This window comes from Nostoc sp., assembly GCF_036916655.1.
Classification (GTDB): domain Bacteria; phylum Cyanobacteriota; class Cyanobacteriia; order Cyanobacteriales; family Nostocaceae; genus Nostoc.
In genome coordinates this window covers 34029-48145 of record NZ_JBALFY010000003.1, presented here as the reverse complement: position 1 = coordinate 48145, position 14117 = coordinate 34029, and the positions used below count along the sequence as shown (strand labels likewise).

The window sequence follows — 14117 nt, the reverse complement described above, 5'->3', positions numbered from 1 at the left end:
TTGGGTAACGCTCTTAACGTAGCTAATGCCAGTCGCTCTAAGTCTGGAAATCCGACGCCAGTCGTTCATAAAGGAAACCTTTAAGACCGCGCTGGCTTACCAGTACCTAGTCGCTAGCCTCGAATTTTTTGCCTGCTGCTTTTTCGCCATTTTTAACTGAATCATGACAGATCATACACGTAAACGCGTTGTTGTAACTGGTGTTGGCGCGATTACACCTATAGGTAACACAGCAACAGAATATTGGGATGGATTATTAAGTGGACGCAATGGCATTGACTACATCACATTATTTGATGCGTCTCGCCATGATTGCCGGATTGCTGGTGAGGTGAAAAACTTCGATCCGCATGATTACTTGGAGCGTAAAGAAGCCAAGCGCATGGATCGGTTTTCCCAGTTTGGGGTTGCGGCAGCACAACAGGCTCTATCTAACGCGGAGTTAGTGATCAATGACCTGAATGCAGAACAGGTCGGTGTCATGATCGGTTCTGGCGTTGGTGGCATTAAGGTATTAGAAGACCAGCAAACTATCTACCTCAACCGTGGCCCCGATCGCTGTAGTCCATTCATGATCCCGATGATGATCGCCAATATGGCCGCAGGATTAACGGCAATTCACACGGGTGCGAAAGGGCCAAACTCCTGCCCCGTAACTGCTTGTGCTGCTGGCTCCAACGCCATTGGAGACGCTTTTCGCTTGATTCAAGGGGGATATGCCCAGGCGATGATTTGCGGGGGAACAGAGGCAGCTGTCACACCATTGTCGATAGCTGGGTTCGCCGCCTGCAAGGCACTCTCTTTTAACAATGACGATCCAGCCCATGCTAGCCGTCCCTTTGACCGCGATCGCAATGGATTTGTCTTGGGTGAAGGTTCAGGAATTTTAATTCTCGAAGAACTGCAACACGCCATCAGTCGCGGCGCTCACATTTATGCCGAAATGATCGGCTATGGTATGACCTGTGACGCCTACCATATCACCTCCCCAGTACCCGGTGGACTTGGAGCCGCGAGAGCCATCGAACTAGCCCTCAAGGATGCTGGCATAACTCCCGAACAGATTAGCTATATTAATGCCCACGGTACTAGCACCTCAGCTAATGATTCAACTGAAACCTCAGCAATCAAAAAAGCCTTGGGAGAATATGCTTATAAGGTGGCAATTAGCTCCACTAAATCGATGACAGGTCATTTATTAGGCGGTTCTGGCGGGATTGAAGCAGTAGCAACAGTACTAGCGATCGCTAATGACCAAATTCCCCCGACAATCAATCTGGAAAATCCCGATCCAGAGTGTGACTTAGATTACGTTCCTCACTCTAGCCGCGCTCAAAAAGTTGAGGTAGCAATATCCAATTCTTTCGGATTTGGCGGTCATAATGTCACATTGGCTTTTAAAAAATACGTTTAAAAGGAGTCAGGAGGCAGGAGGCAGGGGAAGAAGCAAGGGAGGAGAGTTTTCCCCTCTGCCTCTTTCCAATGCCCAATGCCCAAAGTATCAGAACATTCGGATATAAAGTAAGCGTTCAGCATGACCCAATTATCAGCTTGATTTATCACCACAAACTCAGGAGATCCCGCTTGTCCATCCACAAGCGGGAGTGGGATGATGAAGATAGTGTGGGGAATCTAAAATTACCCCAGCAAAAGAATCTACGAAGAGTGCTAACCCGTCGTTAAAAACAAGAGATTATGACTGTTGCAACCCAATCCGCCAAAGAATTGTCCGTCGAAGAACTGGCTATTAACTCGATCCGCTTCTTGGCTATTGATGCCGTAGAAAAAGCAAAATCGGGACACCCAGGACTACCAATGGGCGCGGCTCCCTTTGCTTTTGTACTTTGGGATCGCTTTTTACGCTTTAATCCCAAGAATCCCAAATGGTTTAACCGCGATCGCTTTGTCTTGTCTGCCGGTCATGGCTCAATGTTGCAGTACGCCCTGCTCTACTTGACAGGCTACGACAGTGTAAACATTGAAGATATTAAGCAATTCCGTCAATGGGGTTCTAGAACTCCCGGACACCCAGAAAACTTTGAAACAGAAGGTGTGGAAGTCACAACCGGCCCCTTAGGTCAGGGAATTGCCAATGCAGTCGGTTTAGCGATCGCCGAAGCTCACCTAGCTGCTAAGTTCAACAAACCCGATGCTAAAATTGTTGACCACTACACTTACGTAATCGTGGGTGATGGTTGTAACATGGAAGGCGTTTCTGGTGAAGCTGCTTCTTTTGCGGGACACTTGGGATTAGGTAAACTAATTGCTCTGTACGACGATAACCACATCTCAATCGATGGTTCTACAGATGTAGCATTCACCGAAGATGTTTCCAAGCGCTTTGAAGCTTATGGCTGGCACGTCCTCCATGTCAAAGATGGCAATACCGATTTAGCCGGAATTGAAAAGGCGATCGCCGATGCTAAAGCTGTCACCGATAAGCCAACTTTGATTAAGGTGACAACCACCATCGGTTTCGGTTCCCCCAACAAGGCAAACACTGCCGGTGTTCACGGTGCAGCCCTTGGTACAGACGAAGTTGCCTTAACTCGGAAAAATTTGGGTTGGGAATACGAGCCTTTTGAAGTTCCAGAAGCAGCCCTGAATCACTTCCGCAAAGCAGTTGAGCGCGGTGCTAATTACGAAACTGAGTGGAATAAAACATACGCCGACTACAAAGCGAAGTATGCCCAAGAAGCGGCTGAATTTGAAAATTACATTAGTGGCAAACTAGCCGACGGTTGGGATAAAGTACTACCAACCTACACCCCCGAAGACAAGGGTTTGCCCACCCGTAAACACTCAGAAATTTCTCTGAACAAACTAGCGGCTGTTGTCCCTGGGCTAATTGGTGGATCGGCTGACTTAACCCACTCCAACTTGACCGAACTCAAAGGTATCGGTGACTTCCAAAAAGGAGAATACCAAAACCGTAACATCCACTTTGGTGTTCGGGAACATGGTATGGGCGCGATCGCTAATGGCATAGCGCTACATGGTTCGGGATTGATTCCCTATGCAGCCACCTTTTTAATCTTCACCGACTATCAGCGTGCTGCTATCCGCTTATCTGCCCTCTCCCGCGCTGGCGTGATTTGGGTAACAACCCACGATTCAATCGGACAAGGTGAAGACGGCCCCACACACCAACCAATTGAAACCATCGCTTCCCTGCGTGCTATTCCTAACCTGACAGTAATTCGTCCCGCAGACGGAAACGAAAGCTCTGGGGCTTACAAAATAGCAATTGAAAGGGCAAGCCAAAACGCTCCTACCCTATTGGCGTTCACTCGTCAAAATGTCCCCAATTTGGCAGGTACATCAGTTGAGGGCGTAGCTAAGGGTGGATACACCGTGGTAGATAGCGAAGGTACGCCTGATATCATCCTGATTGGCACTGGTTCCGAATTGAGCCTCGCCGTCACCGCAGCCGAAAAACTCAAAGCTGAAGGCAAGAAAGTCCGTGTTGTCTCACTACCCGCATGGGATTTGTTTGACGCACAAGATGCAGCTTATAAAGAGTCCATTCTGCCGAAAGCTGTCACCAAGCGTTTGTCTGTAGAAGCTGCTAGCAGTTTCGGTTGGCACAAGTACGTTGGTACTGAAGGCGATACTGTTAGTATCGATCGCTTTGGTGCTTCCGCTCCTGGTAATGTTCTCCTAGAGAAATTTGGTTTCACAGTTGATAATGTATTAGCTAAAGCAAAGGCATTGTTGGGTTAATAGCAACAGAATATTTTCAAAATTGTGTGGGGTGGGCATCTTGCCCGCCTTTTTTTTTACGCAGAAGGGCGCTGAGGGAGATTGTTTATAATTAAAATAATTATTTGATGAACGGAGGGAATTATGCCAGAAGTTGCTAATTATCATCAAGAACTGAATAACCGCATATCACTAATCGTTGAAAAGCTCATTAAAGGTAATAGCTTATATCAAACTAAGTTAAACCAACAGGAAATAATAAAAATGTTGACAGAACTCTTTGGGCAGCTTTCACCAGAAGAAATGAGAGCTATTACCGACTATGAACTGACCCGCAGAATTGATAAGGTTCTTATCTTAGAAGCAGTTTCCGGTACGTTAAATGATTTGACCCCAGAGCAAATCAAAATGTACGATGAAGCAGTAAAGCGAAAATAGATAAAGTGACTTATTTATTAGATACAAATATTGTTAGTTACATTTTGAAGAGAAATACAACTGTTAGTAGCAAATTACGGGATGCTAATCGTTCAGGAGAAGAAGTATTTATCAGTTGCATAACTTATTATGAAGTTAAAAGAGGACTTTTGTATGCAAATGCTACAAGGCAGCTAGGGGATTTTAATCAGTTTTCTAGAAAATATGAAGTTTTATTCCTGGATGATATAGAAATTATTGAAAGAGCCTGCGAAATCCATGTGGATTTGCAACGTAGAGGTTTGAAGAGACAAGAACAAGATATATTGATAGCGGCTACAGCGATCGCACGCGGTTTAATTTTGGTTTCTAATGACTCTGACTTGCTGCGAGTTGAAAGACTAAGCTTGGAAAATTGGTTAGTTTAGTTATTTTGCCAACTATCTTGAGATAGATAGGGTAAACACTACGCGCTTTTTCATGAGAAATCCCTTGCTAGGAATGAAAACTTCTAAACGCATATTTTATTTACTTTGTCAATAGGTAATCCCTAGTATGGTCTAATAAATCAGCAAGGCCTTCTGTAGACTGAATCTATCTTCATGCTTTCAGTAGATGTAGTTAGACCTTGCAAATGTAATAATATATGTGTACTCGAACAATAAATAGTTGCTGTTATTCAGATGAAAAAATCTTTTATCAGATTTCAGTAACTTTGGTTTTTAGCCAATTGTTTGATGTTTTGAGAAGGTAATACAATGAATAAAATCCTAAAACGCACACTTCTACCCAGCCTCATGGCTGCAAGTTTAGCTGGTGTAACTTTAGTTCCCGCCAAACCCGCTGCTGCTGATGACCAAGTACTGAGAGATGCAGGTATTGGTGCTGTTACCAATGTTGTAACCGGAGCTGTTAGGGGAAATGGTAGTGTATTAGGCAATGCTGTTAAGGGTGGTGTGACTGGTGCAGCCGTAAATGGCGCAAATGGTCTGAGAAACACTCGCGGTCGCCGTCACCGGAACCTTGGTCAAGATGTCGGAGTCGGTGCAGGGGCTAGCGCAGTAACAGGCGTAGTTACTGGCGATAGCAGAGATACCCTGGGCAATGCTGTTGATGGTGCCGCTGTCGGTGCAGCAATCCATCTATTAACCAATGGTAAATAATTCGTAAAGTCATCAGCTGAAATATTTTCCAACGGTTAACGAACTTATCTCTCCCTAGTTCCTCTCTCTCCTAAAAGGAGCAAGCCAACCTCTCTTCCTTAGTAAGGAAGGGAGGTTAGCGCGTTAGATTTATATTGAGATATATGTCAACTGTCAAAATCGTATGATGATTAGACTCAATACACCTAATACATAAGACCTAACCCTTCAACGCCTTTCTAAAGTTTCGACGATAGGATTGATTTGTAATAAACAAAGCCGGCCATAGCAAAGATAAACGAATCCGATTACTCAAGGCTGGATTAAAATTAGTCCGCTCAAACCCATTCCAGAACTTCAAAACGCCGACTCCGTAAACGACTATCAAGGCAAAAATAATAAAGTTACCCATTCCCATCAACTCCGTTAGTAACTGACAGAATTTAACTTAAGTTTTACCACACGAGGTAAGCACTTCATAACCAACACCGAGAAGGTATCAATAAACTCCTCAGTCTCTAACATCTAAGTTCAGTTAAATACACATTCTCTTATTCCAGTGTAGAGTAGCTTCACCCTTTGCAACTAGTTATCAGTGGTGGCAAGCTAGTCAAAGGATGTAAAAAACATCATTTCATCATTGATATACTGAAACTGTCATCGCGCTAGTTGGAGGCTCAATATTTTGCACCTGTTGTCCAAAGGCTTGAGGCGGGCTAGATAGTAATGAAATTGCCCTGATTATCCTTATGCTGCATCTACCCAATAAAGATAATATAGTTCATCACTCGTCCAGCTTCTCTCAAAATCTTTGATTGGAACAATTTTCAAATCATTGCGGTTGACATTCAGTTTTTGATTTAAAATCAGCAAAATTTTCTTTCGCTCATCTTGATTCTTGAGGAGAAAATTAATTTGGCTTAATATTTCAGCTTGTTCGACATATTGACGACCTTTTTTAAATAGGGTAAAGCTTCCCATTTTTTGAAGCTCAGGATAGTAAAAATTTCGATTGAGGTAACCCGATAAAGGAGCCATATTTGCATCTCGACTAGCAACAATAAACTCATTATCTAACCCAGCTTTTTGAATATATTGAACTGTTTCCAGACTTGCAGAAAATGGTACAACTAAATCTCTAGAAAAACTAGAAATACCTCCTAAAAACTGGACATAAAAAATTAGCATCAAAGCAATATGATGCCATTTTTGAACAAAAATAATTGAATTTGGCCGAACAAAAAAATTATTTAGTATAACTATAGACTCTTGATAATAACTTCCTAGCCATAAAGCCGCTATCAGAACTAAATAGAAATGTCCAAAATGCCGAGGCATACCTGTAAATCTGAAGTATGTAAAGGCAAATATTATAGAATTACCTATAATGTAGAAAAACAATGGAACTGGCTTTTTAGATAATTTAAGTAAGGTTAAAATTACAATAAAGAGAGCAATTGTCGCACATATAATTAAATCCAGCCATCTTTTGTGTTGAGGAATAATTAATAAATAACCACCAAATATTCTACCTATGCTTCTCAATAAATGACGGATATCTAATTGTATTAGCCAACCATTACTTAACCCACCATGAAGATAACTATCTGTCGGAGGAGTAATAATATAAATGGATAAAATAAACGAAAATGTGATAACTAAAATACTTAAAAATAAGTCGTATTTTTGGCATTGACTAAAATACATCTGGCGATGTTCACTATCAAAACAAAATTCAGCTAGCAAAGTCAATGATAGAGAAAATGCTACCAATAAACCATAAGCACTACTATTTGCTAGTAAAGCCAATAAAATTGCCAAATAAGTATAAGTTGTTTTCCTGGATGAAAAAACTGTACAGAAGGCAAAAATAAATAACATACTAAAAGCATAGTTTCGAGAAATTAAAAGATATTCGTAAAAAGGAAAGAAACCAAAGGAAAAAAGAAACTTTTGTTGATAGTTAAAAGGACTATATAGGCAAAAAAGAGTAACCGAAACAACAGTAATTGCCAAATGAAAAATTTGCATAATAATAGGATTGTCAACTATTTTTCTCAGAAGTTCCAGAGAAAAATACCATAGAAGAGGATGGCCTTCATAACGAATATTTGCAATTAAATTCCCTAGAGATTTACTATCTCTGACAATGAGCCAGGGATTTAGTTCATCTCGCCACATCGAATGGTTGAGAATACCTATTAAACCAAGAACAGAAAAAATAATGATAATAAACCAAGGAGAATGAAAAGATAATTTTGAAGTATATTTGATGATTTTTTGGTTTAACATTGTTAGTTAAAAATGAAATTTATTTTGAGCAAAGATGTTGCCACAGATTGTTATTACAATCTGTGGTAAAACTTATTAATTTATAAAATAATCTCCTGATTCTTTAATTTTTCTCTATATTCTACTTATCGTAGCTTTCTGGTATACCCACTGGTGATAAACCTGCGATCGCTCGTAAATTTTGGCAACGAATCAACTCGGTAAAATTGAAACTAGCACGCCCTTCAATTTTAGCTACCGCTTCAATTGCAGATAATAGGTGCTGTGCTGCTTCAGCTTCGGAATAACCGCGTCTCTGTGCTATTTTAATCGCAGCAGCATCGGCATTTAACTCTGACTCTTGAGATTTATTAGTACGCCAGATCCGAAAAGCCGCGATCGCACTTAATCCCCCAGCTACAGCTACACCCACTACATCTGACTGTGCTGCTTCCAAGAATCCACCTAACAACCCGGCTAATACCGCACCTTGATAAATATCGGGTTTAAACCACTTTACCCCCGTTAACCAGCTAACCATTTGCAATAGCAGCAAGTCTCGTTGCGGCTTTGTCAAGCGACGCCACAAATCGAAATTAATATATATCGGTCGCGCCTGATTCCAGGGTTGGGGAAAGGAGGCGTCAATCACTTTTGCCTGTTCTGGCTTACTAACAAGTTTTGTCGTCATCCGACCAGAAGCAGGCATCACATCTAACAAACGGCGAATTTCAACATTTGGCTCCATAAGTTTAATTATTAGCCATAATGTGCATAGTAACTAGCTATGTAAAAAATAAACTTTTCGTGTTAACCTTTGATTTGTGAGATGCGATCGCGGTCTTATCAGAATTCCGAATACTCCACCCAAAAAGGGATAGAGTTTTAAGGCAGTGTATTTAATACTTGTTTCGCTTAACTCCGGGCGGGGTTTTAACCAATATTCATTACCCAGCCGTACAGAATTCAACCCTGAATTCTGACTTCATAAAAATATTGATTAAGCAGTTTGATCGTGTGGCGGAATTTTATAGTATTTGTTTGCCGCCCAATTCAAAACCTCAAAGTTTTGGATCGCAATTGAGACTACACTTGTAACTACATGGATGCTTTTGCTCCCCTCCCACCTGAATGGACAAATCAGGCAGTACATGCATACAATTTTTGCTGTCCTAACTGCCACTCAAGTAGCCTAGAAGCTGAAAAAGTTTGGCTAAATCGGCGATCGCCTGTACTTACAGAAGACCGTCGTCGCAAATGGCAAGAGTTCTACTACTGTCACTGTGGTTCTGTATGGTGGGCTTGGAGTAGTGATCGCCCCCCAAAAGATATATCCAATCAGCCAGATTATAATCCCACATAGCCAACACTAGCTAATTTTCTTCTTAAACAAAAGCCCACGTTGAGGTGGGCTTTTGTTTATCTAATTCTGAGCTTGAGATTTCATCACCAATTTTAGAAGGTGAAGGTAGTACGTAGAGTACCTACATATTCAGTGTCGTTATTGTTGTTATTCTCTGGATTGAAAATTACCAACAAACCAGGAGTGACTTGAATATTGTCCGAAACCTTGTATTTGTAAAGACCCTCTAAGTGATAAGAAGTACCAGAGTCAAAAGGACTACCTGTTTTTACGTTACCACCAGTAACTTTGGGTGGTTGACCAAAGATAATACCTAAAACGTTGCCTTCTTTGCCAAAGTCTCTTAAAGCAAGTGTTGCACCGTAGTACCAAACCTCTGCATCTCTAGGTGCACCAGCAAGAGTAGATATAGTTGTGTAACCTCCCCAACCACTAAGAGCCAACTTAGGGCTAAATAGGAACGTAGCTTCTACACCGTAATTGTTGGATTCAGCTCGAATACCAGCCACAGTCGCAAAGGGGCTATTGGCAAAAACACTACCTGTACCTTGGAAGAAGTTGTTAACAGCATTCCCAGCTAGGTAGCTATGGGCGTAGGTCAGACCAATATTCAAGGCTTTGCTGGGTTTGAAAGATACCTGTCCGAAGATAGTATTATCACCATTGAACAGCCCGTTATTAGCGGCGGGATTATTAGCACCAAAGAGACCATTACCACTAGAAGGTGCTAAATAAGCACCAGTAAAGCTAATAGGGCCGTTAGGATTTAAAGTAACAGTCAAACCAGCACCATTCTGACCTTGACGGTAGATGGGGCTAAAACGTCCGTAACGAGAAAGAGCGCCTGTACCACTGCTTCTAAAGTCAGGATTGAAAACATCAACGTTTTCGTATAACTCACCACCAGTAGCATCAACTTTGACACGCACTGAGTCTTTAAAGTTGAAAGCATAGTTGAGTTTATCTATGCTAACGCTGTTGTCTGCGGTAGTCACGTCATAGGCCAAGCGGGTCATGTTAGTACCAGTCGCGCCAGTAGTGGTATTATTATTGATGATATTCCCGGCAGTTAACCGAGTTTGCAACTGGTCTTTACCAGTGAAACTGGTGTACAAGTTCAAACGAACTCTATCCCCAAAAGTCGTGTTGGAATTCAAGGGAGTATTTGAATTACCAGATCTAGCAGCTATGTTCCCACCAAAAGGCTCAGATATGTTGAAAATTGCTTCCCCAACCAACTTGGTGGTAGTCGAGAATTGATTAGCTTCTAACTCAGAAGTGCGGGCTTCTAAACCATCCACACGACCGCGCAGAGTTGCTAATTCAGCAGAATATTCTTCTTGTAAGCGCTGTAAAGTAGCTAAATCTTGTTTGCTGACCAAATCGGCTGTAGCTGTAGCAATCAATTCGTTAACCCGATCTAAACAGGCATTCAAACCTGCGGCAAATTCGTAACGGGTCAAAGCACGATTCCCACGATAAGTACTGTTGGGATAACCTGCAATACAGCCGTAGCGCTCAACCAAGGATTGTAAAGCTTGGAATGCCCAATCCGTGGGCTGTACGTCCGAAAATTGCGAAACTGATGTTACCTGATCTATATTGTTAGACTCTTGAGCTTCAGATAACTGGGAAACATCTGTTTCGTTAACTTCAGCAGCTAAAGCACTATTCGCAGCGAAAAATGCAGCAGCCAGCACAACCGGACTAACCTTAAAAAGATTCCAGAATCGTTTTGTCATGTTATTTACTCTCACTCACACCTACTAATCTAATCACGGTAAAATGCTTAAAACACTTTACTTTCAGGAATTTTACACACAATCACAGCGACGATTATACCTTTATCCTGTGAGAAATACAAGTCATTTAATATAGTGCTGAACTATAATTTTTAATTAATTTATTTGGTGAGCGCAAAATAATGCGGCGTTTGTGACGTAAGACTGTTCCTTCCTCCTCCAACTGTTGCAGGAGTCGGGTAACTGTTACTCGCGTAGTATTTAACACTTCAGCAATATCTTGATGGGTAACATTTAAATCAATTAATTTGCCTTTATCTATATCACGTCCAAATTTTTCACTTAACCATACCAAAAACTGCCATAAACGTAGCGAAATTGGTTTGCGATGCACAATACTTAGTAGATCCTCTGCCTGTTGAATGTGAGACAACAAAGCATTAACATCTTGATGCCACAGATGAGGTGGCACAATGCTTACTTCTACGCCAGTTAGGCATTCAATTTGGTAAGGCTTGACCCTAGACAAAGGATAGCCAATCAGATCCCCTAGTCCCCAATAACCGAGAGTGATGAATGTTCCATCTTCACTCCAGGTTAAGGTACGAACTGCACCATGCTCAATACGCCAAAGGACATCATTTTGAGGTGGAATTACTTCCCGACGGGTAAACATTTGCTGGGGTAATTGTCCGCTGAATGCAGAACTATTTGATAGGGCAAAAGAGTTTGAAGTAGAACTTGTGGAATACATAATTAACCGTAAATTCAAAATTATCAGGGACTCTTGCTACTTGTAATGATTAAGAAACTCTAATAATTTGCATCAAAATCTACCTGTATATCTGAAAGTTTATTCTTCTCAATTAGAGCTAGGAAGTAACTCCAAATTTTCTGATACTAACAGTTTATTATTTGGGGTATCTATCAGTGAGAGAAATCAGGACTTTTTAGTTATTTATTTGTTACTTTAATTGTGCAAGTTTAAGAAAAGGTAAGCTTTTAGTAAAATATTTAGTTAACTTATTTTTTTACAGCTATTTTCAGGTATAGCAGGGGACTAGTACAGCACGGCGGAAATAAACCACCCATTCCAAATCAATGAAACGCTTACGTCGTATTCATTTTTAATTTTTAATTTTTAATTCCGCCTTGCGGTACTAGGAACTAGGTTGAAAGTCTGTTTGTATATAGGTTTTATCATCAGTTAATGTCCTAACTTTCTTATCCGTTGCTATAAATATGTAGGTACTGGATTCAGAACCCCAACTTCTTCAATAAGGGACTGACAAATAAAAAAATATTCAATTAACTCTTGTGGGGTGAGCATCTTGCCCGCCCAGTCTATAAGGCTGACAAGATGCTCACCCCACAATATTGGATAATTTATTTCTTGCAGTTCCCTAAGTCGGGGATCTGGGCAGCACGCCAATTAAGAACGTTGACCAGTGACAATATATGCTACCCTTTGACCAATATTAGTGGCATGATCTGCCATACGTTCCAGACAACGAATTGCCAGTGCTAGTAGTACAATTGGCTCGACGACACCAGGCACATCTCGTTGTTGGGCTAAAGTCTGATAAACGCGATCGTAGGCATCATCTACAGTATCATCTAGGTGCTTTAAACGGCGTCCACCGGCTTCATCGAAATCTCCCAAGGCCTTTAAACTAGTTGCTAGCATCGCCTGAGCGTGAAGGGACATAGCTTCAATGTCAGGCATTGACGTATGAGGCGCATAAGGAAAAATTTTAATCGCAATCTCAGCTAAATCCTCAGCATAATCACCAATGCGCTCTAAGTCTCGCACCAACTGCATAAAGGCACTTAAACAGCGCAAATCTGGAGCCGTAGGCGCTTGCAGAGTCATAATCGCCGTACAGTCTGACTCGATTTGACGATAAAAGCGATCGATTTTTTTATCTAATCGGGGAAGTTCTTCTGCTGCTGTTAAGTTACGAGCAAATAGCGCTTGGTGGCTGAGGCGAAATGATTGTTCTACCAAAGCACCCATGCGTAATACATCCCGTTCTAAGCGCCTAATGGCGCGTGCTAGTTGTGGTCTTTGAGGATTGGGAGTATAATCGACGGCTTTCACACTTGTTGTCTCAAAGGTGAAGATATTACTAACTATAGTCTTGGCTTAGGGAGTTTGCCATAACTTCAGGAAATTGGAGCTGCATCCACGCACCACCGGTTTCTGGATGGTTCATCGCTTTGATTGAACCACCGTGGGCGATCAGAATTTGCTCAACGATCGCTAATCCCAATCCATTACCAACGATCGCCCCAATAGAGTTACTATCTTGAGGGGAATGGGTTCGGGCTTTATCTCCTCGATAAAATCGCTCAAAAATATGGGGTAAATCTGCCTCGGAAAACCCAACTCCAGAATCAATCAGATTTATTTCCAGGATTTGGGAAACAGCATCACTCTCATTATTATCTATTGAGCGAATTTTTGCTTGGACGTGAATGCTTGTATCAGGAGGACTGTACTTAATGCTGTTGTCTAGCAAGTTGAGAAAAACCTGGTAAATCCTGGCTTTATCTGCCTTAATCCAAATATTTTCAGGGCCAGAATAAGAAAAAGACAGATGTTGACGCCCTGCCAAGGGTTCTAGAGTTTCCCAAACAGATGTAATTAGCGATCGCAATTCTACAGCTTTGGTTTGCAATTGGATATTTGGGTTTGCTTCCATTTGGGTAAGGTCTAACCAGCTTTGCACTAAGTTAATTAGCCGATCGACTTCCTGCATCAAACGGTTAACCCAACGATTTAAAGGTGGTTCTAAACGGTTTTGTAAAGTTTCTACAACTAAGCGAATCGAAGTTAGCGGCGTTCTCAGTTCGTGTGCTAAATCAGAAAAAGAGCGATCGCGTACTTGATTTATATCTAATAGGGGTTGACGATTTTCTAAAAAGACTCCCACTTGTCCATTGGGTAAAGGCAAGCTAGAAGCCCGCAAAGCCAGAGATTTGATTGTTGCCATCTCTGCCGCATCATCACAAGATGGATGAAATATCCATTCTCCCATCTGTGGTTTTTGGCGATCGCGAGTTTGCTCAATTAAATGGTCAAGTTCATAAGACCGTACTAACTCCAATAACAAGCGCACCTGTTCTGGTTGCCAGCTTTGCAGATACAAAATTTCCTGCGCCTGTCGATTGCACCACAGCAGTTGATTTTCCTCATCCACCTGCAAATATCCCACTGGTGCAAAATCTAGTAGGTCTTGGTAAGTTTGCAACGACTGCTGCAAATCTTGCCGTTGCTGCTTCACCATCGCTATTTCTTGCCGCAACCCAGGAATCAACAGCAGTCCCATCTTGTGAGAATGGGAGGTTAACGGTCGGAGTAAGCGCCCCAGGTAGCGGTTAAGTTGAACCTGTTGCCAAATCCAAAACCCAATGCCTACCGCTAAACCCAGAAAAAATCCCAATAAAAGCATTTGAGTTGTTAGTTTCTTGCTGACT

Annotated in this window: 13 protein-coding genes; 6 read left to right on the top strand and 7 right to left on the bottom strand. The window is 41.7% G+C overall.

Annotated features, from left to right (window positions below):
- Positions 1–163: 163 nt before the first annotated feature.
- The 5 genes from fabF (at position 164) to V7L31_RS00300 (ending at position 5282) form a co-directional block, all read left to right on the top strand.
- Positions 164–1414 (top strand): beta-ketoacyl-ACP synthase II, encoded by a 1251-nt coding sequence (gene fabF, locus V7L31_RS00320; RefSeq protein WP_334694400.1) that lies wholly within the window; start codon positions 164–166, stop codon positions 1412–1414.
- Positions 1415–1695: 281 nt separating this feature from the next.
- On the top strand, positions 1696–3723 hold the full coding sequence (gene tkt, locus V7L31_RS00315) for a transketolase (protein ID WP_334694399.1): 2028 nt from the start codon (positions 1696–1698) through the stop codon (positions 3721–3723).
- A gap of 123 nt (positions 3724–3846) precedes the next feature.
- Positions 3847–4140 carry a hypothetical protein gene (locus V7L31_RS00310; protein ID WP_334694398.1) on the top strand — a complete coding sequence of 98 codons (294 nt, stop codon included), beginning with the start codon at positions 3847–3849 and terminating at the stop codon, positions 4138–4140.
- Between the two features lie 5 nt (positions 4141–4145).
- Entirely contained in the window at positions 4146–4547 is a 402-nt protein-coding gene (locus V7L31_RS00305; RefSeq protein WP_334694397.1) for a type II toxin-antitoxin system VapC family toxin, read from the top strand.
- Positions 4548–4877: 330 nt separating this feature from the next.
- Positions 4878–5282 carry a hypothetical protein gene (locus V7L31_RS00300; RefSeq protein WP_334694396.1) on the top strand — a complete coding sequence of 135 codons (405 nt, stop codon included), beginning with the start codon at positions 4878–4880 and terminating at the stop codon, positions 5280–5282.
- A 199-nt stretch (positions 5283–5481) separates the two neighbouring features.
- Here the strand turns inward: V7L31_RS00300 and V7L31_RS00295 are convergent, their stop codons facing one another.
- From V7L31_RS00295 to V7L31_RS00285, 3 genes are all read right to left on the bottom strand, one after another.
- Positions 5482–5673 carry a hypothetical protein gene (locus tag V7L31_RS00295; protein ID WP_334694395.1) on the bottom strand — a complete coding sequence of 64 codons (192 nt, stop codon included), beginning with the start codon at positions 5671–5673 and terminating at the stop codon, positions 5482–5484.
- A gap of 335 nt (positions 5674–6008) precedes the next feature.
- Positions 6009–7553 carry a hypothetical protein gene (locus tag V7L31_RS00290; RefSeq protein ID WP_334694394.1) on the bottom strand — a complete coding sequence of 515 codons (1545 nt, stop codon included), beginning with the start codon at positions 7551–7553 and terminating at the stop codon, positions 6009–6011.
- A 121-nt stretch (positions 7554–7674) separates the two neighbouring features.
- Positions 7675–8280, bottom strand: coding sequence for a DUF3318 domain-containing protein (locus V7L31_RS00285; protein WP_334694393.1), 606 nt, complete (start codon positions 8278–8280; stop codon positions 7675–7677).
- A 354-nt stretch (positions 8281–8634) separates the two neighbouring features.
- Here V7L31_RS00285 and V7L31_RS00280 point away from each other — a divergent pair, with 354 nt between their 5' ends.
- On the top strand, positions 8635–8895 hold the full coding sequence (locus tag V7L31_RS00280) for a hypothetical protein (protein ID WP_334694392.1): 261 nt from the start codon (positions 8635–8637) through the stop codon (positions 8893–8895).
- A 92-nt stretch (positions 8896–8987) separates the two neighbouring features.
- On the opposite strand, the gene V7L31_RS00275 is transcribed toward V7L31_RS00280, so the two are convergent.
- From V7L31_RS00275 to V7L31_RS00260, 4 genes are all read right to left on the bottom strand, one after another.
- A complete protein-coding gene (locus V7L31_RS00275; protein ID WP_334694391.1) occupies positions 8988–10637 on the bottom strand; it encodes an iron uptake porin in 1650 nt (549 codons plus the stop codon).
- Between the two features lie 127 nt (positions 10638–10764).
- The gene (locus V7L31_RS00270; RefSeq protein WP_334694390.1) at positions 10765–11391 is read right to left on the bottom strand and encodes a Crp/Fnr family transcriptional regulator; all 627 of its coding nucleotides are present in this window, start codon (positions 11389–11391) and stop codon (positions 10765–10767) included.
- A gap of 678 nt (positions 11392–12069) precedes the next feature.
- A complete protein-coding gene (phoU, locus tag V7L31_RS00265; protein ID WP_334694389.1) occupies positions 12070–12738 on the bottom strand; it encodes a phosphate signaling complex protein PhoU in 669 nt (222 codons plus the stop codon).
- Positions 12739–12766: 28 nt separating this feature from the next.
- Entirely contained in the window at positions 12767–14092 is a 1326-nt protein-coding gene (locus tag V7L31_RS00260; RefSeq protein ID WP_334694388.1) for a sensor histidine kinase, read from the bottom strand.
- Positions 14093–14117 lie beyond the last annotated feature (25 nt).